At 62.9% G+C, this 21,014-nt stretch carries 18 protein-coding genes; 15 read left to right on the top strand and 3 right to left on the bottom strand.

What is annotated here, in order from left to right; translation table 11 throughout:
* Window positions 1-35 precede the first annotated feature (35 nt).
* The 7 genes from pdxH to HU715_RS10240 all read left to right on the top strand — a co-directional run bounded on the left by pdxH (window position 36) and on the right by HU715_RS10240 (window position 5,364).
* Complete coding sequence (gene pdxH / locus HU715_RS10270; RefSeq protein WP_186705774.1) at window positions 36-683, top strand: pyridoxamine 5'-phosphate oxidase; 648 nt, start codon at window positions 36-38, stop codon at window positions 681-683.
* Window positions 684-770: 87 nt separating this feature from the next.
* Window positions 771-1,325, top strand: coding sequence for a molybdenum cofactor biosynthesis protein B (gene moaB, locus HU715_RS10265; protein ID WP_186705775.1), 555 nt, complete (start codon window positions 771-773; stop codon window positions 1,323-1,325).
* The gene (locus HU715_RS10260) at window positions 1,322-2,557 is read left to right on the top strand and encodes a molybdopterin molybdotransferase MoeA (RefSeq protein ID WP_186705776.1); all 1,236 of its coding nucleotides are present in this window, start codon (window positions 1,322-1,324) and stop codon (window positions 2,555-2,557) included. The genes moaB and HU715_RS10260 overlap by 4 nt, the downstream gene beginning before the upstream one ends.
* An 81-nt stretch (window positions 2,558-2,638) precedes the next feature.
* A complete protein-coding gene (ubiU, locus tag HU715_RS10255; RefSeq protein ID WP_053119545.1) occupies window positions 2,639-3,634 on the top strand; it encodes a ubiquinone anaerobic biosynthesis protein UbiU in 996 nt (331 codons plus the stop codon).
* Window positions 3,635-3,644: 10 nt separating this feature from the next.
* The gene (locus tag HU715_RS10250; RefSeq protein ID WP_186705777.1) at window positions 3,645-4,535 is read left to right on the top strand and encodes a U32 family peptidase; all 891 of its coding nucleotides are present in this window, start codon (window positions 3,645-3,647) and stop codon (window positions 4,533-4,535) included.
* A complete protein-coding gene (gene ubiT / locus HU715_RS10245; protein WP_092347921.1) occupies window positions 4,529-4,999 on the top strand; it encodes a ubiquinone anaerobic biosynthesis accessory factor UbiT in 471 nt (156 codons plus the stop codon). The genes HU715_RS10250 and ubiT overlap by 7 nt, the downstream gene beginning before the upstream one ends.
* Complete coding sequence (locus HU715_RS10240) at window positions 4,999-5,364, top strand: putative zinc-binding protein (protein WP_186705778.1); 366 nt, start codon at window positions 4,999-5,001, stop codon at window positions 5,362-5,364. The genes ubiT and HU715_RS10240 overlap by 1 nt, the downstream gene beginning before the upstream one ends.
* A 285-nt stretch (window positions 5,365-5,649) precedes the next feature.
* On the opposite strand, the gene HU715_RS10235 is transcribed toward HU715_RS10240, so the two are convergent.
* From HU715_RS10235 to HU715_RS10225, 3 genes are all read right to left on the bottom strand, one after another.
* Entirely contained in the window at window positions 5,650-6,327 is a 678-nt protein-coding gene (locus HU715_RS10235; RefSeq protein ID WP_186705779.1) for a Crp/Fnr family transcriptional regulator, read from the bottom strand.
* Between the two features lie 256 nt (window positions 6,328-6,583).
* Window positions 6,584-7,231: a two-component system response regulator NarL gene (gene narL, locus HU715_RS10230; RefSeq protein WP_186705780.1), complete on the bottom strand. Its 648-nt coding sequence runs from the start codon at window positions 7,229-7,231 to the stop codon at window positions 6,584-6,586.
* Window positions 7,228-9,027, bottom strand: coding sequence for a HAMP domain-containing protein (locus HU715_RS10225; RefSeq protein WP_186705781.1), 1,800 nt, complete (start codon window positions 9,025-9,027; stop codon window positions 7,228-7,230). The genes narL and HU715_RS10225 overlap by 4 nt, the downstream gene beginning before the upstream one ends.
* Before the next feature lie 308 nt (window positions 9,028-9,335).
* Here HU715_RS10225 and HU715_RS10220 point away from each other — a divergent pair, with 308 nt between their 5' ends.
* The 8 genes from HU715_RS10220 (at window position 9,336) to moaA (ending at window position 20,803) form a co-directional block, all read left to right on the top strand.
* On the top strand, window positions 9,336-10,637 hold the full coding sequence (locus HU715_RS10220; RefSeq protein ID WP_186705782.1) for an MFS transporter: 1,302 nt from the start codon (window positions 9,336-9,338) through the stop codon (window positions 10,635-10,637).
* The gene (locus HU715_RS10215; RefSeq protein ID WP_186705783.1) at window positions 10,615-12,012 is read left to right on the top strand and encodes a NarK family nitrate/nitrite MFS transporter; all 1,398 of its coding nucleotides are present in this window, start codon (window positions 10,615-10,617) and stop codon (window positions 12,010-12,012) included. The genes HU715_RS10220 and HU715_RS10215 overlap by 23 nt, the downstream gene beginning before the upstream one ends.
* Window positions 12,013-12,076: 64 nt before the next feature.
* Window positions 12,077-15,850: a nitrate reductase subunit alpha gene (locus tag HU715_RS10210; RefSeq protein WP_186705784.1), complete on the top strand. Its 3,774-nt coding sequence runs from the start codon at window positions 12,077-12,079 to the stop codon at window positions 15,848-15,850.
* Window position 15,851: 1 nt separating this feature from the next.
* On the top strand, window positions 15,852-17,390 hold the full coding sequence (gene narH, locus HU715_RS10205; RefSeq protein ID WP_186705785.1) for a nitrate reductase subunit beta: 1,539 nt from the start codon (window positions 15,852-15,854) through the stop codon (window positions 17,388-17,390).
* A 2-nt stretch (window positions 17,391-17,392) separates the two neighbouring features.
* On the top strand, window positions 17,393-18,148 hold the full coding sequence (narJ, locus tag HU715_RS10200; RefSeq protein WP_186705786.1) for a nitrate reductase molybdenum cofactor assembly chaperone: 756 nt from the start codon (window positions 17,393-17,395) through the stop codon (window positions 18,146-18,148).
* A complete protein-coding gene (gene narI / locus HU715_RS10195) occupies window positions 18,141-18,821 on the top strand; it encodes a respiratory nitrate reductase subunit gamma (protein ID WP_186705787.1) in 681 nt (226 codons plus the stop codon). The genes narJ and narI overlap by 8 nt, the downstream gene beginning before the upstream one ends.
* Window positions 18,822-18,831: 10 nt before the next feature.
* Window positions 18,832-19,785, top strand: a complete 954-nt coding sequence (locus HU715_RS10190; protein WP_186705788.1) for a peptidylprolyl isomerase — start codon at window positions 18,832-18,834, stop codon at window positions 19,783-19,785.
* Window positions 19,786-19,810: 25 nt separating this feature from the next.
* Window positions 19,811-20,803: a GTP 3',8-cyclase MoaA gene (gene moaA, locus HU715_RS10185; RefSeq protein WP_186705789.1), complete on the top strand. Its 993-nt coding sequence runs from the start codon at window positions 19,811-19,813 to the stop codon at window positions 20,801-20,803.
* Window positions 20,804-21,014 lie beyond the last annotated feature (211 nt).

Here is a 21,014-nt window from a genome sequence, read left to right as displayed (position 1 = left end):
CACACTGGCCCAAAACCACAGTGGAGATCCCCCTCATGCCTCTTTCCCTGGCCAAGATGCGCCGCCAGTACACCCGCGATGGCCTGGACGAAGCCCAGGCATCGGACGATCCCCTGGCCCTGTTCGCGCTCTGGATGCAACAGGCCCGCGATACCGAAAGTCCACCCGTGGAAGCCAACGCCATGGCCCTGGCGACGGTGGACGCCCAGGGCCGGCCTCACTGCCGGGTGTTGTTGCTCAAGGGGTTCGACGTCCAGGGTTTCTCGTTTTTCGGCAACTACGACAGCCTCAAGGGCCAGGACCTGGCGGCCAATCCCTGGGCCGCCATGACGTTTTTCTGGCCGGGGCTGGAACGGCAAGTACGCATCGAAGGGCCGGTCCACAAGCTTGATCCTGCGCTGTCGGATGCCTATTTCGAATCCCGTTCCGTAGGCAGTCGCCTGGGGGCCTGGGCGTCGCCACAAAGCCGTCCATTGCCGGATCGGGCCGCGCTGGAAACCTTGCTCACGCAGACTGAACGACGCTTCGCCGATCAGCCTGTGCGGCGCCCTGGGCATTGGGGCGGCTATTGCCTGCAACCGCAGCGGCTGGAGTTCTGGCAGGGCCGCGCCGACCGTTTGCACGATCGCCTCGACTACCGCCTGCAGGATGGCGCCTGGCAGCGCAGCCGCCTGGCACCCTGACGCCAAGGGAGGTACCTCCAAGGAGGAATAGGCCCGGCAACGATTGCGGTTCAGGCTGGGCCATCTTTTCTGACAGGACGGCTGATCATGGCCCATCTGACGCAACGCCACTTTCAACCGCTGAACATCGCGGTCCTCACCATCAGCGACACCCGCACCTTTGACACTGACACCTCGGGCCAGACCCTGGCGGACCTGCTGCAAACCGCTGGGCACGCGCTCATTGACCGGGGGCTGGTGAAGGACGATATCTACCAGATCCGCGCCCAGGTCTCCCAATGGATCGCCGACCCCAAGGTGCAGGTGGTGTTGATGACCGGTGGCACCGGTTTCACCCCGCGTGACAACACCCCCCAAGCGGTGGCGCCACTGCTGGACAAGCAAGTGGACGGTTTCGGCGAGTTGTTCCGCCAGGTGTCGCTGGCGGAAATCGGCATGTCCACCTTGCAGTCGCGCGCCTTGGCGGGCATGAGCAACGGTGTGCTGGTGTGTTGCTTGCCAGGTTCGCCGGGAGCTTGTCGGACCGGTTGGGAGCAGATCCTCGCCGGGCAATTGGACAGCCGCACCGGCCCGTGCAATTTCACCCCGCACCTCAAGCCCCAGGACGGCATCGCCCCAACGGCTTGCGAGACACGCTCGTGAGCGGCCGGGTGTGCGACAGCGGGGTGCTGATGCCGGTGGATGAAGCGATCCGGCATCTGCTGGACCAGGCACCGCCGCCACCGCCCGTGCAACGGGTCGCCCTGGACCAGGCCCTGGCGCGCGTGCTGGCCGCTGACATTATCTGCCCTATGAACCTGCCGGCCTGGGACAACAGCGCGATGGACGGCTATGCCCTGCGAGCCGCCGACCTGCCGGTGGAGGGCGGCCACCTGCTGTTGGCCGGGCGCATCGCCGCCGGTGACCAGCCGGGCGAAGCGTTGCAGGCCGGGCAGGTCGTGCGGATTTTTACCGGCGCGCCGCTGCCATCGGGCGCCGACACGGTGGTGCCACAGGAAAGCTGTCGCGTCGATGGCGAGCGAGTCTGGTTGCCGTCGGTCAACGGCGGTGACCATGTTCGCAAGGAAGGCGAGGAACTGCGTCGAGGCGACCGGCTGCTCGAAGCCGGTACGCGCTTGCGCGCCCAGGAGTTGGGTTTGCTCGCCGGTGCCGGCGTCGGCCAGGTGGACGTTTATCGCCCCTTGCAAGTGGGCTTGCTCAGCAGCGGCGATGAGCTCCGCGAACCGGGCGAGCCACTGGCGCCAGGACAGATCTACAACAGCAATCGCCACAGCCTCGCCGCGCTGTTGCGCGGCTGGGGTGTCGAGGTGCATGACTTCGGGGTCATGCCCGATCGGCTATTGGCCAGTCGACAGGCATTGCGCCTGGCCGCAGCCGAATGCGATGTGCTGATCACCTCGGGCGGTGTCTCGGTGGGTGAAGAGGATCACCTCAAGCACGCTATCGAAACCTTGGGCAGCATTGACCTCTGGCGCCTGGCGATCCAGCCGGGCAAGCCCCTGGCCTTTGGCGATGTGGAAGGCAAGCCTTGGATAGGACTGCCAGGCAACCCGTCGGCGGCATTGATTACCGCGCTGATCGTCGTGCGGCCGTTCCTGTTCCGGGCCCAGGGCATGAACGATGTCCTGCCGGTGCCGTTGCAGGTACCGGCCGGGTTCGACTGGCTCAAGCGCAACCGTCGCCGGCAATACCTGCGAGCCCGATTGGTTGCAGGCATCGACGGCCAGTTGTGTATCGAACTGCATCCCCAGCAAAGTTCAGCGATGCTGACCGCCGCCTGTTGGGCCGATGGCCTGGCTGTGGTCGAGCGTGAGGCGCTGGTGCACAAGCACGACCGGGTGCTGTACCTGCCGTTCGCGAGCCTGATGCATTGACGGCAATTGATTGCCGTCAAGGTCGCCGCCGGCTGGCTGGCTAGACTGGCGGCGCCCTTAGTTTTCTCACGAGGTTGCCCCATGCAACTGGTTTGCCCGGCAGGGAATCTGCCTGCCCTCAAAGCGGCGGTGCGCCAAGGCGCCGATGCCGTCTATGTTGGCTTTCGCGATGACACCAATGCCCGGCACTTCGCCGGGCTGAACATGGACGACAAACAGTTCGATGCGGCAGTCGCACATATCCGCCAACACCAACGCAAGCTGTACGTGGCGGTCAATACCTACCCGCAACCCAAGGGCTGGGAGCGCTGGCAACGGGCCGTGGACCGTGCCGCCGATTTCGGCGTGGATGCCCTGATCGCCGCCGACCCCGGCGTGCTCAGCTACGCCAGCCAGCGCCATCCTCGGTTGGCGCTGCACCTTTCCGTACAGGGCTCGGCCACACACGCAGCCGCCCTGGCTTTTTACGCCCAGCGCTACGACATCCGCCGTGCGGTACTGCCGCGGGTGCTGTCCCTGGCCCAGGTGCGGCAGGTGGCGGCGGGCAGCCCAGTGCCGATCGAAGTCTTCGGCTTCGGCAGCCTGTGCATCATGGCCGAGGGCCGTTGTCATTTGTCTTCCTACATCACCGGCGAATCGCCGAACCTGTGCGGCGTCTGTTCGCCCGCCAAGGCCGTACGCTGGAGCGAAGACGCCCAAGGCTTGAGCGCGCGCTTGAGCGAAGTTCTGATCGACCGCTACACCCCTGAAGAACCGGCCGGTTATCCGACCCTGTGCAAAGGCCGCTTCCTGGTCGGCGGCAAGCGTTTCCACGCCCTGGAAGAACCCACCAGCCTCGACACCCTCGACCTGCTGCCGGAACTGACGGCCATCGGCGTTGAAGCGGTGAAGATCGAAGGGCGCCAACGCAGCCCGGCCTACGTCGAGCAAGTGACCCGGGTCTGGCGCGCCGCACTGGACGCCCACCAGGCCGCGCCGCAACGGTTCCGCGTGCGGGAAGAATGGCGCCAGGTGTTGGCCGGTTTGTCCGAAGGCAGCCAGACCACCCTGGGTGCCTACCATCGATCATGGCAATGAAGGAGGCCAGATGAAACTCAGCCTGGGACCGGTCCTGTTTTACTGGGACAAAGCGCAACTGGGGAATTTCTACGCCGAGATGTCGGCCTTGCCGCTGGACGTGATTTACCTGGGGGAAACCGTGTGTTCGAAACGCCGGGCGTTCTCCCTGGATCAGTGGCTGGGGTTGGCGCGCGAGCTGCAAGCGTGCGGCCAGGCACAGATTGTGTTGTCGAGCCTGACGCTGATCGAAGCGGCCTCGGAGCTTTCTTCGCTGCGACGCCTGTGTGACAACGGCCAATTGTTGGTAGAAGCCAACGACATGGGCGCAGTGCAGTTCATGGCCGAACGCAAGCTGCCTTTCGTTGGCGGCCCGGCGCTGAACTTGTACAACGGCCACGCCCTGGGGCAATTGCTCGACAGCGGCATGATCCGCTGGGTGCCGCCCGTGGAGTGCTCGGCGGCGCTGATCGGCGACGTGCTGGAGCAAGTGCGGGACATGGGCCGTGAAGTGCCCGAAGTGGAGATTTTTTCCTATGGTCATCTGCCCTTGGCGTACTCGGCGCGCTGCTTTACCGCCCGGGCCGAGAACCGACCCAAGGACGACTGCCAGTTCTGCTGCATCAACTACCCCGACGGCCTGGCATTGAGCAGCCAGGAAGGCCAACAGTTGTTCACCCTCAACGGCATCCAGACGATGTCCGGCGAGGTCACGAACCTGCTGGCCGATTACACCGCGCTGCAGGCCTGTGGTGCCGACGTCCTGCGCCTGAGCCCGCGCGCCCAGGGCATGGCCGAAGTGGTCACGGCTTTCGACAAGGTTCGCCAGGGCGAAGCACCGCCGTTGTTCGTGGAAGGATGCAATGGTTACTGGCACGGCCATGCCGGCATGTTGAAGGTAGAGGAGGCGGGCCTGTGTTGAGTCCGAAGAAGTGGGTGCTCAAAGGTGCTGATCGCTTGCTGCCGCTGGTGGGCAAGGTGCCGTTCGTGGTGCAGCGACTGGCGTTGCAGCAGGCGCTCAATCGCTGCCTGGCCGAGCCGCTGCGCGACGGTGGTTTCGATGTACTGCGTGGGCGTTGGTTGTGCCTGCGCGTGCCTGACCTGAAGTTATGCTGGTACCTGACCCTGGCCCGGGATGGATTGCGCATCGCCGAACGGGCCGAGGCCCAGGTCACCATCAGCGGCAACTGGCGCGAGTTCCTGTTGCTGGCCAGCCGTCAGGAGGATCCGGATACGTTGTTCTTCCGTCGCCGGTTGGTGATCGAGGGAGATACCGAGTTGGGGCTGGCGTTGAAGAATTTGATCGACAGTCTTGATCCGGAGGTGTTGCCGCCGTGGCTTTGGCGCAATCTGGAAAGGGCGGGGAAGGGGTTGGCGGCGGTCTGATGAAAGCTTCGAACGCGCTTCCCTTGGTGTATTCGTGTTCCGGTTGTTCCAATGTGGCGCAACTGGCCAATACCGTTGCGCTGCGGCTGGATCGTGCGGGGCTGGCTGAGATGTCCTGCATTGTCGGGGTGGGCGGGGGTGTGGCGCCGCTGGTTGACAAGGCGCGCTCAGGGCGGCGGATCATTGCGTTGGATGGTTGTTCGTTGCAGTGCGTCCGGGCTTGTTTGCGGCAGCATGAATTGCTGGCGGATGTGCATGTGATTCTGAGTCAGCTGGGGTTGCGGAAGCGGTTTGGGGTGGATTGCGGTGAGCCCGAGATGGAATTGGTGTTTTCTCGGGTGATTGCCTTGATTGATGTGGGTTAGGGATGGATCCCCTGTGGGAGCGAGCCTGCTCGCGAAGAGGCCGGCGCATCCAACATCTTCATTGACTGAACCACCGCTATCGCGAGCAAGCTCGCTCCCACATTCGGTCTTCAGTGAGCACAAACTTTATATCCAACACAGAACCCCTGTGGGAGCGAGCCTGCTCGCGAAGAGGCCGGCACATCCGACATCTTCATTGACTGAACCACCGCTATCGCGAGCAAGCTTTGCTCCCACAGATGTTGATGGGGGTACGACCGGAAGAAACGGATATACACACCGAGCTTACTGCTGATAAGCCTCCAAATCACCTTCGGACAAGATACGAATCTGCCGCCGCTCCATAGCAATCAACCCCCCATCCACCAACCGATGAAGAATCCGCGAAAACGTTTCCGGCTGAATCCCCAGCTTGGAAGCCACCAGCCGCTTCGACACCTGCAACACCACCTGGCCATCCCTTGGATCTCGCTCCTGCAACAGGAAATTGATCACCCGCCGACTGGCACTGGCCAAGGTCAAGTTATCGATATCCTTGAGCCGCTGGTGCAAATGGATACTCATGCTCGCCAGGATCGCCAGGCAAACCTTGGGCTGGTCCTCCAGGGCCTTGCGATAATGCGTGCCCTCGATACTCACCAGCACGCTGTCCTTGATCGCCGACGCACTGACCGGGTAGCAACGGGCCTGGCTGAACAGCAGGGCCTCGGCAAAGGTCTGGCCGGGCTGGATGATTTCCACCAGGTTCTCCTGGCCCTCACCGGTGACCCGGAACAGCTTGATCTGGCCGCTGACCAGCAAGAAAAAACGCTTGGCCGGATCGCCCTGGTGCATGAGCGTGCTGTTGCAGGCCAGGCGCTTGAGCACGGCCAGGTTGCAGACGTCCTCGAATACCCGCTCCGGCAATTGGCTGAACAGGTGATGACGACGCAACAGTAAAACGATGGAAGGGTGGGTCAGCATGGCGTACCTCCGCGTGCCGTCATGGTAGAGCCCAAATCGCAGTCGGCCTATGCCTCGGCAGGCCTACCTCGGAAGAGGGAGGGGGAGCGGCCATGCCAGTCAAATCAATGCCTGCAGAACACAGATCCTGTGGCGAGGGAGCTTGCTCCCGCTGGGCTGCGTAGCAGGCCCCAAAAAAACAGGGCCGCTGCGCGCCCCAGCGGGAGCAAGCTCCCTCGCCACAGGTTGTGTGTTTATTCATGGCCCCCAACCAGGGCTAGCCCGCCCCGCGCAAATGCTCCATCGCCCACACCGCCGCTTCCACCCGCGAACGCAAGCCGAGCTTGTGCAGCAGGTTCTTCACATGGACCTTGACCGTGCCTTCAGTGATGCCCAGCTTGTGGCCGATGACCTTGTTGCTGTAGCCGCCGGCGATGGTCTTGAGGACCTGGCGTTCGCGTTCGGTCAGTTCCACGTCGGCCTGGCGCGGTGGCGAGCGCAGGGCCTGGGCCATGACGCGGGTCAGGCCGGGGCTGATCACCAGGGCGCCGTTGAGGGCGTCGCGGATGTACTGGATCAGCAGCTCCGGTTCCATGTCCTTGAGCAAGTAGCCGTTGGCGTCCAGGCGCAGGGCATCGCGGATGTCGTCCTCGGCATCGGACACGGTGAACAGCAGCACCTTGCCGGTGTAGTGCATGGCGCGCAGGCGGCGCAGGGTCTCGATGCCGTTCATCTGCGGCATGTTGTTGTCCAGCAGCACCAGGTCGGGCTGGAGCGGTTCGATCAGGCTCAGGGCTTCTTCGCCGTGGCTGGCTTCGCCGACGATGTGCAAATCGTCTTCAAGCTCAAGCATCTGACGAATGCCGCGACGCATCATCGGGTGATCGTCGACCAGGAGCAGGGTGTGGCGCAGGGGGGCGTTCATGTCGCGAGGCCTTCGGTGGGGTGGCCCAGGAATTCCGGTTGGAAATGCACCTGGATACGGGTGCCCTGGGGTGTACGTGAATGAATCTGCAGTTGGCCGTGCAGGCTGCGGGCCCGTTCGTTCATGATGTTCAGGCCATGGTGCTCGCGCTGGTCGACCTCTCCGCTGAAACCACGGCCATCGTCTTCGATCGACAACCGCACGGTCTCGCCTTCCTGGCGCAGTTCGAGCCAGGCGTTTTCGGCATGGGCATGGCGCAGGCAGTTGGACAGGGCCTCGCGGGTGATCTGCAGGATGTGGATCTGTTCGCTGGCCGACAGCTCGAAGGCCAGGGTGTCGATGAACAGGTGCACCTGGAAATCCCCGCGGTTGGAGAATTCCTCGGCGGTGTCCTTGAGTTCCTGGACCAGGCCGTCATCACGAATCTGCAGGCGGAAGGTGGTGAGCAGCTCGCGCAATTGCCGATAAGCGTTGTTCAGCCCCTCGCGCAGCTCGCCGGTGACAGTCTCCAGGGTCTGCACCGGTTCGCCGCGACGCATCAGGGTCTGCATGCGGCTGACTTGCAGCTTCATGTACGACAAGGCCTGGGCCAGGGAGTCGTGCAGCTCCCGGGCGATGATCGTGCGCTCGTCGAGCAGCAGCAGGCGATGGTCCTGTTCGCGCTGGCGCTTGAGGGACAGCGAGGTGCCGATCAGGTTGGCCAGGGCCTGGATCAACGCGGTTTCCCAGGGTTGCGCCGCGTGGCCATCGACGAAATGCGCCTTGAGCTCACCCAGTTCGGTGCCCTGGTTGCTGATGCTGAAGGCCTGTGGGCGCGCGGCGTTGTGTTTGTGGCAACTGGCGCAATCGCTGCTGGCGCAAACCTGGCGGCTGGCGGCGCCGTGCAAGGCCAGCAGGTGCTTGGCCGGGGCCTGCAATTGTCCTTGCAGGCACAACGTCAGGCGCAGGCCGGGCAGGCGCTGCTGGAAGCGTCGGATCAATTCATCCAGGCCTTCGGCATTGGCCTGGCGCGTCGCCAGGCTGCGACTGCTCTGGTAGAGCAATTCGAGGGCGGCATTGGCCTGTTGCAGGTTCAGGGTCTTTTGTTGCACCTGGGCTTCCAGGGTGCGGTGGGACTGCTCGATGGTCTCGGCCATGGTGTTGAAACTGGTCGCCAACTGACCCAGTTCATCCTCGGACTGATGGTTGACCCGCACCTGGAATTCGCCACGACGAAAGCGCTGGGTGGCGTCCACCAGTTCCTGCAAGGGGGTGACCACGCCGTACTGCAACTCATACAGGCCGATCAGCAGGATGATCATGGTGCTGAACAGTGCGATGCCCTGGATCGCCTGCTGCCAGCCTTGTTTGTGTTCGCTCTGGCGTTGCAGCAGGGTGACGAACTGGTCCAGCTGCTCCACGAAAGAGCTGGCGCTGCTTTGGAAGAATGCTGAATCGCCACGTTCGATGGCCGGACGCAAGGTCTGGTTCCAGCGCTGCATGAGGTCGCGATAGCTCTTGTGCAAGGAGGTTTCCGGCCCGTCTTCCAGCACGGCGCGCAGGGCCGGGCTGTCGAGGCGTTGTTGCAGGCTGGCGATGATCGCCGGGATGTCGTCGTTGGCCCCAGCCGCCAGTTTCCAGCTCAGGTGGTAGGTTTCCATGCGCACGGAACCGGCGGTGTTGATGGCGGCAGCGTCGCCCTGGCTGAACCAGGCGATCAAGCCGGCGCTCAATGAACTGGCCAGGGCCAGGATGGCGATCAGGATCACCGCCAGCCCGGCGCGAGCGGGCAGGGAACTGCGCAGCCAACGCATCATTGACGCGGGCCTGCGGGGCAAAACGTTGAAGCGAGCATAGCGGGCGCCCTGGACCTGGGGGTGTAGCAGCCGATCCTGGGCGCACTACCTCTAAAGAGTTGTCGGCCGTTCCGTTTCCATAAAAGCCTCGGCCAACGTCATCAAGATATTGATAAACAAAGGGTTTGATCGATATCCAGGACTACCTCCTTGGAGGTAGACGGGCCAAGCATAGGCCTGTACCGCCCCGGGGCACGTTGACCCAGGTCAAGTTTTCGCAGGGTTCGTATCACTAGGCTGCGCTCATCGAACTGACGGAGTGCCTCGTAATGCGAGCACAAGTGCAACAAGGGCTGGTACTAGGGATGAGTACCTTGGCCTTCACCGTGTGCTTCATGGTCTGGATGATGTTTGCCGTGCTCGGCGTTCCGATCAAGGAATTGCTGGCCCTCAACGAAACCCAATTTGGCCTGTTGGCCGCCACGCCGGTACTCACCGGTTCTCTGGTACGTTTGCCCCTGGGGCTTCTGACCGACCGCTTTGGCGGACGGATCGTGTTCTTCCTGCTGATGCTCGCCTGCGTGTTGCCGCTGTACCTGATCACCCTCGCCACGGCCTATTGGCAGTTCCTGGTGCTGGGCCTGTTCGTCGGCCTGGCCGGCGGCTCGTTCTCGGTGGGCATCGCCTACGTCGCCAAATGGTTCGATAAGCAGAACCAGGGTTTCGCCATGGGCGTGTTCGGTGCGGGCAACGCCGGTGCGGCGGTGACCAAGTTCCTCGCCCCGGCGCTGATCGCGTTCGGAACCTGGCACCTGGTGCCGAAGGTGTTCAGCGCGATCCTGTTCATCACGGCATTACTGTTCTGGTTTCTCACCGCCGAGAAAAAAGAACACCGCAGTGCCGGCGGCGCCACGTTGCGTGAGCAACTCAAGTCACTGAAAGATCCTGCGGTGTGGCGCTACTGCCAGTACTACTCGATCGTGTTCGGCGGCTACGTGGCCTTGGCGTTGTGGATGACCAAGTACTACGTGCAGGAATACGGCTTCAGCCTGCAAAGCGCGGCGCTGTTGGCGGCGTGTTTTTCCTTGCCCGGTGGCGTGCTGCGGGCCGTCGGTGGCTGGATGTCCGACCGTTGGGGCGCCCAGAGCGTGACCTGGTGGGTGCTGTGGGTGAGTTGGATCTGCCTGTTCCTGCTGTCCTATCCGCAAACCCAGCTGCAAGTGCAAACCGTCAACGGCATCGTTGATTTTCACATCGGCCTCAACGCCACGCTGTTCACCGTGCTGCTGTTCGTGATGGGCATCGCCTTCGCGTTCGGCAAGGCCTCGGTCTTCAAGTACATCGCCAACGACTACCCGCAGAACATGGGCGCGGTGTCCGGCATCGTCGGCCTGGCCGGCGGCCTGGGTGGTTTCGTGCTGCCGATCATGTTTGGCGCCCTGGTGGACCTCACCGGCGTGCGCTCGTCCTGCTTCATGTTGCTGTACGGCGTGGTCTGGGTCTCGTTGATCTGGATGTACCTGAGCGAAGTGCGCAAGCGCCCGCTGCTGGGTAAACAACCGCCGGCCAGCCAATCCCCGTTTTCCAGCATTGCCCAAGGAGAAGAACATGTCCGTTCTGCAAACGCCTGAAAAGGGCCCGGTCATTCATGACTGGCGCCCGGAAGACCCGGCTTTCTGGGGCCGCAGCGGCAAACTGACCGCCCGGCGCAACCTGTGGATCTCCATCCCGGCGCTGCTGTTGGCCTTCGCCGTGTGGATGGTCTGGAGCACGGTGATCGTGCGCCTGAACGCCATCGGCTTCAGCTTCAGCACCGACCAGCTGTTCTGGCTGGCGGCGCTGCCGGGGCTGTCTGGCGCGACCTTGCGCATCTTCTACTCGTTCATGGTGCCGATCTTCGGTGGCCGTCGTTGGACCGCGCTGAGCACCGCATCGTTGCTGATACCGGCCTTGTGGATGGGCTTCGCGGTGCAGGATTCGGCCACGCCTTATAGCGTGTTCGTGCTGATCGCATTGCTCTGCGGTTTCGGCGGCGGCAACTTCGCCTCGAGCATGTCCAACATCAGCTTCTTCTACCCGAAATCCCAACAGGGCACCGCCCTGGGCCTGAACGCCGGGCTGGGCAACCTGGGTGTGTCGGTGATGCAGTTCAGCGTGCCGCTGGTGATTTCCTTCGGTGTGTTCGGCTTCATGGGCGGCCAACCCCAAGTGCTGGCCGATGGCAGCTCGCTGTGGTTGCAGAACGCCGGTTTCATCTGGGTGCCGTTCATCCTCGCCGTGACCGTGATTGCCTGGTTCGGCATGAACGATTTGTCCAGCGCCCGGGCTTCGTTCAGCGAACAGGCGGTGATTTTCAAGCGCAAGCACAACTGGCTGATGTGCTGGCTGTACCTGGCGACCTTCGGCTCCTTCATCGGTTTCTCCGCCGCGTTCCCGCTGCTGATCAAGACCTCATTCCCAGAAGTCATCGCCCTGAAATTCGCCTTCCTCGGCCCGCTGGTAGGCGCCTTGGTGCGGCCGCTGGGCGGCTGGCTGGCGGACAAGCTCGGCGGTGCGAAAGTCACCCTGTGGAACTTCGTGTTGATGATCGTGATGGTGTTCGGCGTCTTGCACTTTCTGCCTAAGGGCGGCGAGGGCGGCAGCTTCTACGGGTTCCTGGGCATGTTCATGTTGCTGTTCATCACCACCGGCGTGGGCAACGGTTCGACCTTCCGCATGATCCCGGTGATCTTCCGCACCCTGCATGAGAAAGCCGCCCTGGGCAAAAAGCCCGAGCAGCGCGAGCAGGCCCTGAAGAATGCCGGCAAGGAATCGGCTGCCGTGCTGGGCTTCAGCTCGGCCATGGGCGCCTTCGGAGCCTTCTTCATCCCCAAATCCTTCGGCACTTCGATGGCCCTGACCGGCGGCCCGGAGATGGCCTTCTACATGTTCGTCGGCTTCTACCTGAGCTGCATCGTGGTGACCTGGTGGTGGTACGCGCGCAAAGGCGCGGCGACCCCCTGCTAGACGAATTCAACTATTGCGTGGGCGGGGCGCAGACCCCGCGGAGCAAGCCTGAGAGGAAGACATTGTGAGTCATTTACTGGATCAACTGCGGTTCTTCAACCGCAAGCAAGGCGAGTTTTCAGACGGCCACGGCGAGACCCGCAAGGAGTCCCGCGACTGGGAAAACGTCTACCGTTCCCGCTGGCAGTACGACAAGATCGTGCGTTCCACCCATGGAGTGAACTGCACCGGTTCGTGCTCGTGGAAAATCTACGTCAAGAACGGCCTGATCACCTGGGAAACCCAGCAGACCGACTACCCGCGCACCCGCAACGACTTGCCTAACCACGAGCCACGCGGCTGCCCTCGTGGCGCGAGCTACAGCTGGTACATCTACAGCGCCAATCGGCTCAAGTACCCGAAGATCCGCAAGCCGTTGCTCAAGCTCTGGCGCGAAGCCCGGCAGACCTTGCCGCCGGTGGAAGCCTGGGCCAGCATCGTCGAGAACAAGGCCAAGGCCGACTCGTACAAGAGCAAGCGCGGCATGGGCGGCTTCATTCGTTCCAACTGGGAAGAAGTCAACGAGATCATTGCCGCGGCCAACGTCTACACCGTCAAGGAACACGGCCCGGACCGGGTGGTGGGCTTCTCGCCGATCCCGGCCATGTCGATGGTCAGTTACGCCGCCGGCTCGCGCTACCTGTCGCTGATCGGTGGCGTGTGCCTGAGCTTCTACGACTGGTACTGCGACTTGCCGCCAGCGTCGCCGATGGTCTGGGGCGAGCAGACCGACGTGCCGGAATCGGCCGACTGGTACAACTCCAACTACATCATTGCCTGGGGCTCCAACGTCCCGCAGACCCGTACACCCGACGCGCACTTCTTCACCGAGGTGCGCTACAAGGGCACCAAGACCGTGGCGATTACCCCGGACTATTCGGAAGTCGCCAAGCTCACCGACCTGTGGCTCAACCCCAAGCAGGGCACCGACGCCGCGCTGGCCCAGGCCTTTAACCATGTGATCTTCAAAGAGTTCCACCTGGACAAGCCGAGCGCCTATTTCACCGAATACGCCAAGCGCTACACCGACCTGCCGGTGCTGGTGATGCTCAAGCCGATGCTCGGCGCAGCGCCGGGCGCCGGTTACCAGCCGGACCGTTTCCTGCGGGCCAGCGACCTGACCGACAACCTCGGCCAGGACAACAACCCGGAATGGAAAACCATCGCCCTGGATGCCGCCGGCGAACTGGTGTCGCCACAAGGCTCCATCGGTTATCGCTGGGGTGAGAAGGGCAAGTGGAACATCCTGCCCCGTGAAGGCGGTGAGGGACGTGAGATCGACCTCAAGCTGAGCCTGATCGGCGGCGATGTCGCCGAGGTGGCGTTCCCGTACTTCGCTGGCGAAGCCCAGGAGTACTTCCAGCACGTGGCCGGCGACGCGGTGCAGTTCCGGCGGGTGCCGGTGCACAGCGTGGTGCTGGCCGATGGCAGCGTAGCGAAAGTCGCCACGGTGTTCGACCTGTCGGCGGCCAACCTGGCGATCGACCGTGGCCTGGGCGGCGCCAACGTTGCCAAGGACTATGACGACGCCTCGGTGCCCGGCACCCCGGCCTGGCAGGAGCAGATCACCGGTGTGAGCCGCGAGAAGGCGATCCAGATCGCCCGCGAGTTCGCCGACAACGCCGACAAGACCCGTGGACGCTCGATGATCATCGTCGGTGCGGCGATGAACCACTGGTACCACATGGACATGAACTACCGTGGGCTGATCAACATGCTCATGCTCTGCGGTTGCGTCGGCCAGACCGGCGGCGGCTGGGCCCACTACGTTGGCCAGGAAAAACTCCGTCCGCAATGCGGCTGGCTGCCCCTGGCCTTTGGCCTGGACTGGAACCGTCCGCCACGGCAGATGAACGGCACCAGCTTCTTCTACGGCCACAGTTCGCAATGGCGCCACGAGAAGATGAGCATGCACGATGTGCTCTCGCCCTTGGCGGACAAGTCGCAGTTCCCCGAGCACGCCCTGGACTACAACATCCGCGCCGAACGCGCCGGTTGGTTGCCCAGCGCGCCACAGCTCAACACCAACCCGCTGAATATCTGCCGCGATGCCGCCGCCGCCGGCCTTGATCCGAAGGACTACGTGGTCAAGTCGCTGCAGGACGGTTCCTTGCGTTTTGCCTGCGAGCAGCCGGACAGCCCAGTGAACTTCCCGCGCAACATGTTCATCTGGCGTTCCAACCTGCTCGGGTCTTCGGGCAAGGGCCACGAGTACATGCTCAAGTACCTGCTCGGTACCAAGAACGGCGTGATGAACGAAGACATCGGCCATAGCACCGAGTGCAAGCCCACCGAAGCCGAATGGGTCGACGAGGGCGCCATTGGCAAGCTCGACCTGGTGACCACCCTGGACTTCCGCATGTCCTCGACCTGCGTGTATTCCGACATCGTCTTGCCGACCGCCACCTGGTACGAAAAAGACGACATGAACACCTCGGACATGCACCCGTTCATTCACCCACTGTCGGCCGCCATCGATCCGGCCTGGGAATCACGTTCGGACTGGGAAATCTACAAAGGCATCGCCAAGGCGTTCTCGGCCATGTCGGTCGGTCACCTCGGCGTCGAGAAAGACCTGGTCACCGTACCGTTGATGCACGACAGCGTCGGCGAACTGGCCCAGCCGTTTGGCGGCACCGACTGGAAGAGCGCCGGCGTGGCCCCGCAACCGGGCAAGAATGCGCCAAACCTGCAAGTGGTCGAGCGTGACTACCCGAACATCTACAAGCAGTTCACCTCCCTGGGCCCGATGCTGGAAAAACTCGGCAACGGCGGCAAGGGCATCAACTGGAACACCGACACCGAAGTGAAATTCCTCGGTGAGCTGAACCACAAGGAAGTCGACGCGGGCATCAGCCAAGGCCGGCCAAAAATCGACAGCGCCATCGACGCCGCCGAAGTGATCCTGTCCCTGGCCCCGGAAACCAACGGCCATGTCGCGGTGAAAGCCTGGGCAGCATTGTCGGAATTCACCGGTATCGACCACAGCCACCTTGCGGTATCGAAGGAGCACGAGGCGATTCGCTTCCGCGACATCCAGGCCCAGCCGCGCAAGATCATCTCCAGCCCGACCTGGTCCGGCCTGGAAGACGATCACGTGAGCTACAACGCCGGCTACACCAACGTCCATGAGTCGATCCCATGGCGCACCATCACCGGCCGCCAGCAGTTCTACCAGGATCACCCGTGGATGCAGGCGTTCGGCGAGCAACTGATGAGTTATCGGCCGCCGGTCAACACCCGCACCATCGAAGGCGTGAAGGGCAAGCGCAGCAATGGCGAGACCGAGATCGTCCTGAACTGGATCACCCCGCACCAGAAGTGGGGCATCCACAGCACCTACAGCGACAACCTGTTGATGCTGACCTTGAGCCGTGGTGGACCGATTGTCTGGCTCTCGGAGATCGACGCCAAGCGTGCCGGGATCGAGGACAACGACTGGATCGAATGCTTCAACGCCAACGGCGCGCTGACCGCCCGGGCGGTGGTCAGCCAGCGGGTCAAGGAAGGCATGGTGATGATGTACCACGCCCAGGAACGGATCGTGAACGTGCCGGGTTCGGAAACCACCAAGACCCGTGGCGGCCACCACAACTCGGTGACCCGCGTGGTGCTCAAGCCCACCCACATGATCGGCGGCTACGCCCAACAGGCCTACGGCTTCAACTATTACGGCACGGTCGGTTGCAACCGCGACGAATTCGTCGTGGTGCGCAAGATGGTCAAGGTCGATTGGCTCGACGGTTCCAGTGGCGATGATTTGCCGCGTCCACTGCCGACTGATATCGAGGAGAACTGAGATGAAGATTCGCTCACAAATCGGCATGGTCCTGAACCTGGACAAATGCATCGGCTGCCACACCTGCTCGATTACCTGCAAGAACGTCTGGACCAGCCGTGAAGGCATGGAATACGCCTGGTTCAACAACGTCGAATCCAAGCCGGGCATCGGCTATCCCAAGGAATGGGAGAACCAGGACAAGTGGAAGGGTGGCTGGGTGCGCAACGCCGACGGCTCGATCAACCCGCGCATCGGCGGCAAGTTCCGCGTGCTGGCGAACATCTTCGCCAACCCGGACCTGCCGAGCCTGGACGATTACTACGAGCCGTTCGACTTCGACTACCAGCACTTGCACACCGCACCGCTGGGCGAGCACCAACCCACCGCGCGCCCACGCTCGGTGGTGTCGGGCAAGCGCATGGAGAAGATCGAGTGGGGCCCGAACTGGGAGGAAATCCTCGGTACTGAATTCGCCAAGCGGCGCAAGGACAAGAACTTCGACAAGATCCAGGCGGACATCTACGGCGAGTACGAAAACACCTTCATGATGTACCTGCCGCGCCTGTGCGAGCACTGCCTGAACCCGGCGTGCGCGGCGTCGTGCCCGAGCGGTGCGATCTACAAACGCGAGGAGGACGGCATCGTTCTCATCGACCAGGAGAAATGCCGCGGCTGGCGCATGTGCATCAGCGGCTGCCCGTACAAGAAGATCTACTTCAACTGGAAGAGCGGCAAGTCGGAAAAATGCATCTTCTGCTACCCGCGCATTGAAGCCGGGATGCCGACCGTTTGCGCCGAAACCTGCGTCGGTCGGATCCGTTACCTCGGTGTGCTGCTGTATGACGCCGACCGCATCAGCGAAGTGGCGAGCACCGCCAACGAGCAGGACCTGTACGAGAAGCAACTGGAGATCTTCCTCGACCCGAACGACCCGGCGGTGATTCGCCAGGCCCTGGCCGATGGCGTGCCGCAGTCGGTGATCGATTCGGCCCAACGTTCGCCGGTCTACAAAATGGCCGTGGACTGGAAACTCGCACTGCCGCTGCACCCGGAATACCGCACCTTGCCGATGGTCTGGTACGTGCCGCCGCTGTCGCCGATCCAGAACGCTGCCACGGCTGGCACGGTGGGTATGAACGGGGTGATCCCGGACGTCGACAGCCTGCGGATCCCGCTGCGCTACCTGGCGAACATGCTCACCGCCGGCGATGAAAAGCCGGTCAAGCTTGCGCTCAAACGCTTGCTGGCGATGCGCGCCTACAAACGGGCCGAGCAGGTCGACGGCGTGCAGGACCTGCAAGTGCTGGCTGACGTCGGCCTGAGCGTGAACCAGGTGGAAGAGATGTACCGCTACCTGGCCATCGCTAACTACGAAGACCGTTTCGTGGTGCCGAGTGCCCACCGCGAAGACGCCATGAGCGACGCGTTCGCCGAGCGCTCCGGTTGTGGTTTCAGTTTCGGCAGCGGTTGCAGCGGCAGCTCCGACACCAACATGTTCGGTGGCAAGAAAGCCAACCGCCGCGACGTGATCAAGACCGTACAGTTGTGGGAGGAATGAGCATGCGCATTCTCAAGGTGATTTCGTTGCTGCTCGATTACCCGACCGAGACCCTGGTGGCTGGTCGCGACGAGCTGGAGCAGGCCATCGTGCAGGCGCGGGAAATCAGTCCCGCCCAGCGTGCCGGTTTGTTCGAGTTGCTGGAGCTGGTCTGCGGCCAGGACCTGATGGATGGCCAGGAGCACTACGGTGCGCTGTTCGGCCGCGGTCGTTCACTGTCGCTGCTGCTGTTCGAACACGTCCATGGCGAGTCCCGCGACCGGGGCCAGGCCATGGTCGACATGATGGCCCAGTACGAAGAAGCCGGGTTCGCCATCGGCGTCAAGGAACTGCCCGACTACATCCCGCTGTACCTGGAGTTTCTCTCCACCCGCGAAGACTTGGAGGCCCGCGAGGGTCTGGCCGATGTGGCGCACCTGCTGGCCTTGCTCGCGGCGCGCCTGGAGGAGCGTGAAAGCGCCTACGCCAGTTGCTTCCGGGCCTTGTTGCAGATCGCCGGGACAGAACCCCAGGCGGCGGTGGCCGAGATGCTCGAACAGGTGAAGGCCGAGCATCGGGATGACTCCCTAGAAGCCCTGGACAAGGTCTGGGAAGAAGAGGCCGTGGATTTCATGAAGGCCGAGCAGCAGGACCGCTGCAGTTCGATGCCAAGCGCGCCGGGCAAGGCCCGGGACGAAAGTGCAGTGCCGCTGCACTGGGTGGATTTTCAGCATGAAGGGCGGGCCGCAGCGCCTGCCGGGGAGGTGGGCAATGTCTAAATGGGATCTGTTGTTGTTCGGGGTCTACCCCTATGTCGCTTTGGCGATTTGCCTGCTCGGCAGTTGGGCACGCTTTGATCTGTCCCAGTACACCTGGAAGGCCGGTTCGAGCCAGATGCTGAACAAGCGCGGCATGCGCGTGGCCAGCAACCTGTTTCACATCGGTGTGCTGTTCGTGCTGGCCGGGCATTTCGTCGGGCTGCTGACACCTTCGGCGGTGTATCACCACTTCCTGAGTACCGAGAACAAGCAGTTGCTGGCGATGGTTTCCGGCGGTTTCTTCGGTGTGCTCGGCCTGATCGGTTTGCTGATGCTGCTCAACCGGCGCCTGACCGACCCTCGGGTGCGCGCCACCTCCAATGTGTCGGACATCCTGGTGCTGGTGGTATTGCTGGTGCAGTTGGTGTTGGGGCTGATGACCATCGTCGCATCCACCGCCCATATGGACGGCTCGGTGATGGTGATGCTGGCCGACTGGGCCCAGAACACCGTGCTGTTGCGCCCGGTTGAAGCCGCGACCTCGATCGCGCCGGTGGGCCTGGTCTACAAGCTCCACGTGGTGCTGGGCCTGACGCTGTTCGTGCTGTTCCCGTTCACCCGTCTGGTCCACATCGTCAGTGCGCCGGTCTGGTACCTGGGGCGTCGTTATCAAATCGTTCGGCAGAAGTTCTGAGGAGAAGATCATGGCGAGTGGATGCGGATGTGGCGGTGGTAGCGGGGGCGGTGGTTGCGGTTCCTCGGCAAAAGTGCCGCCGGTGGTTGATGTGGAGCCGGTTGGGGCGGTGCAGTTCGAGCCGGCCCAGGCGGGGCCGGTGGCAGAGGATGAAGCGCCACAGCTGATCGCCAGCAGTGAGCAGGAGTGGCCGATCATCAGCGTCAACGGGGTGTCGATCGCCCCGCAGGCGATGGCCCAGGAGCTGCAATATCACCCGGCTGACAGTCGCGAGGAGGCGGTCTACCAGGCCGCTCGGGCGCTGGTGATTCGCGAATTGCTCCAGCAGCGCATCGCCGAGCTGGGCCTGGCGTTGCAGGTCGGTGCCGGTGAAAACGAAGAAGAAGCGGCGACGCGGCTGTTGCTGGAACGTGAGGTGCTGGTGCCGCAGTGCGACGAGGCCACCTGCCTGCGTTACTACGAAAGCAACCGCGCTCGCTTCCACAGCGCGCCATTGCTGGCGGTGCGGCACATCCTGCTCGAATGTGCGCCGGACGATGCCGAGGCCCGCAGCCTGGCCCATGTCCAGGCCGAGCTGCTGCTGGAACGGTTGGACCAGTTCCCGGGCAGCTTCGCCGAGCTGGCACTGAAGTATTCGGCGTGTCCATCCAAGGAGCAGGGCGGCTCGTTGGGGCAGATCAGCAAGGGCCAGACCGTGCCGGAGCTGGAGCGCCAGTTGTTCACCCTGCCGGCGGGCCTGGCCAGCAAACCGCTGGAAAGCCGTTATGGCTGGCACGTGATCAGCATCGACCAGCGCATCGATGGCCAGCCATTGCCGTATGAGGCGGTGGCGACGGCGATTCGTACCCAGTTGCAGCAGGGCGTTTGGCAAAAGGCGCTGGTGCAGTACCTGCAAACCCTGATCGGTGCGGCGGACATTCGCGGCATTCACCTTCAGGGCGCCGACTCGCCGCTGGTGCAGTGAGCACGGGCTCAATCGGGAGATCTTCATGAACGCGGTGTTGCAGGACGGGTTTGGGCGCCAGATCGATTATTTGCGGATGTCGGTGACCGATCGTTGTGATTTTCGTTGTGTGTATTGCATGGCGAAGAACATGACCTTCCTGCCGCGTCAGCAAGTGTTGACCCTGGAGGAATTGCAGCGCCTGGCGCGGCTGTTCGTCGGCCTGGGGGTGAAGAAAATCCGCCTGACCGGTGGCGAGCCGCTGATCCGTCCGGGCATCGTCGGGCTGTGTCGCGACATCGCGGCATTGCCCGGCCTGCGGGAACTGGTGATGACCAGCAATGGCTCGCAGTTGGGACGATTGGCCCAGCCCCTGGTGGACGCTGGGGTCAAACGCATGAACATCAGCCTCGACAGCCTGGACGGCGAGCGTTTTCGGGCGATCACCCGTAACGGCGATCTGGACCGGGTGCTGGCCGGCATCGACGCGGCGAAGGTCGCTGGGTTCGAGCGGATCAAGCTCAACTGCGTGGTCATGAAAGGGCGCAACTTCGATGAAGTCCCGGCGTTGGTGCAGTACGCCATCGATCAACGCATCGACATCAGTTTCATCGAAGAAATGCCCTTGGGCGAGGTGGGGCGTTCCCGGGGCGAGTCGTTCTGTTCCAGCGATGAGGTGAGGGCCGAGATCGCCCGCCATCATCGCCTGCTCGACAGTGCCGAGAGCAGCGGCGGGCCGGCGCGTTATGTGCGCCTGGCGCATCATCCGCAGACCCGCATCGGTTTCATTTCGCCCAACACCCATAACTTCTGCGCCAGTTGCAATCGCGTGCGCATGACCGTCGAAGGGCGCTTGCTGCTGTGCCTCGGGCAAGAGGACTCCCTCGACCTGCGGGGCTTGCTGCGGCGTTATCCGCTGGACGATCAGCCGATCATTCAGTCGATCAAACAGGCACTCAAGGGCAAGCCCTTGCAGCATGACTTCAGCCCTGGCGGGGAAGTACAGATCGTGCGGTTCATGAACATGAGTGGTGGTTAGCAGAAGGGGGGCTGTGATGAATATAAATCCCACAGTTACCCCGAAACTCCTGTGGGAGCGGGCTTGCTCGCGAAGGCGGTGGGTCAGCTTGCATGGATGTTGAATGTGCTGGCCTCTTCGCGAGCAAGCCCGCTCCCACAGGGGGATTTTGGGTGAATTCAGATCCTGCAGTCACTCCGAAACCAATGTGGGAGCGAGCTTGCTCGCTCCC

It is taken from the genome of Pseudomonas zanjanensis, from assembly GCF_014268745.2.
Taxonomy (GTDB): domain Bacteria; phylum Pseudomonadota; class Gammaproteobacteria; order Pseudomonadales; family Pseudomonadaceae; genus Aquipseudomonas; species Aquipseudomonas zanjanensis.
Note: the sequence above shows the minus strand (reverse complement) of the source record. Positions and strands in the feature narration are given on the sequence as shown.

Excerpts from the sequence above, each read along its gene's own strand:
- ubiU (WP_053119545.1), top strand. The coding sequence starts at position 2,639 with ATGCAACTGGTTTGCCCGGCAGGGAATCTGCCTGCCCTCAAAGCGGCG.
- HU715_RS10190 (WP_186705788.1), top strand. The coding sequence starts at position 18,832 with ATGGCGAGTGGATGCGGATGTGGCGGTGGTAGCGGGGGCGGTGGTTGC.
- moaA (WP_186705789.1), top strand. The coding sequence starts at position 19,811 with ATGAACGCGGTGTTGCAGGACGGGTTTGGGCGCCAGATCGATTATTTG.
- narH (WP_186705785.1), top strand. The coding sequence starts at position 15,852 with ATGAAGATTCGCTCACAAATCGGCATGGTCCTGAACCTGGACAAATGC.
- narJ (WP_186705786.1), top strand. The coding sequence starts at position 17,393 with ATGCGCATTCTCAAGGTGATTTCGTTGCTGCTCGATTACCCGACCGAG.
- HU715_RS10215 (WP_186705783.1), top strand. The coding sequence starts at position 10,615 with ATGTCCGTTCTGCAAACGCCTGAAAAGGGCCCGGTCATTCATGACTGG.
- HU715_RS10225 (WP_186705781.1), bottom strand. The coding sequence starts at position 9,027 with ATGATGCGTTGGCTGCGCAGTTCCCTGCCCGCTCGCGCCGGGCTGGCG.
- moaB (WP_186705775.1), top strand. The coding sequence starts at position 771 with ATGGCCCATCTGACGCAACGCCACTTTCAACCGCTGAACATCGCGGTC.
- narI (WP_186705787.1), top strand. The coding sequence starts at position 18,141 with ATGTCTAAATGGGATCTGTTGTTGTTCGGGGTCTACCCCTATGTCGCT.
- pdxH (WP_186705774.1), top strand. The coding sequence starts at position 36 with ATGCCTCTTTCCCTGGCCAAGATGCGCCGCCAGTACACCCGCGATGGC.
- HU715_RS10250 (WP_186705777.1), top strand. The coding sequence starts at position 3,645 with ATGAAACTCAGCCTGGGACCGGTCCTGTTTTACTGGGACAAAGCGCAA.
- HU715_RS10240 (WP_186705778.1), top strand. The coding sequence starts at position 4,999 with ATGAAAGCTTCGAACGCGCTTCCCTTGGTGTATTCGTGTTCCGGTTGT.
- HU715_RS10235 (WP_186705779.1), bottom strand. The coding sequence starts at position 6,327 with ATGCTGACCCACCCTTCCATCGTTTTACTGTTGCGTCGTCATCACCTG.
- narL (WP_186705780.1), bottom strand. The coding sequence starts at position 7,231 with ATGAACGCCCCCCTGCGCCACACCCTGCTCCTGGTCGACGATCACCCG.
- HU715_RS10220 (WP_186705782.1), top strand. The coding sequence starts at position 9,336 with ATGCGAGCACAAGTGCAACAAGGGCTGGTACTAGGGATGAGTACCTTG.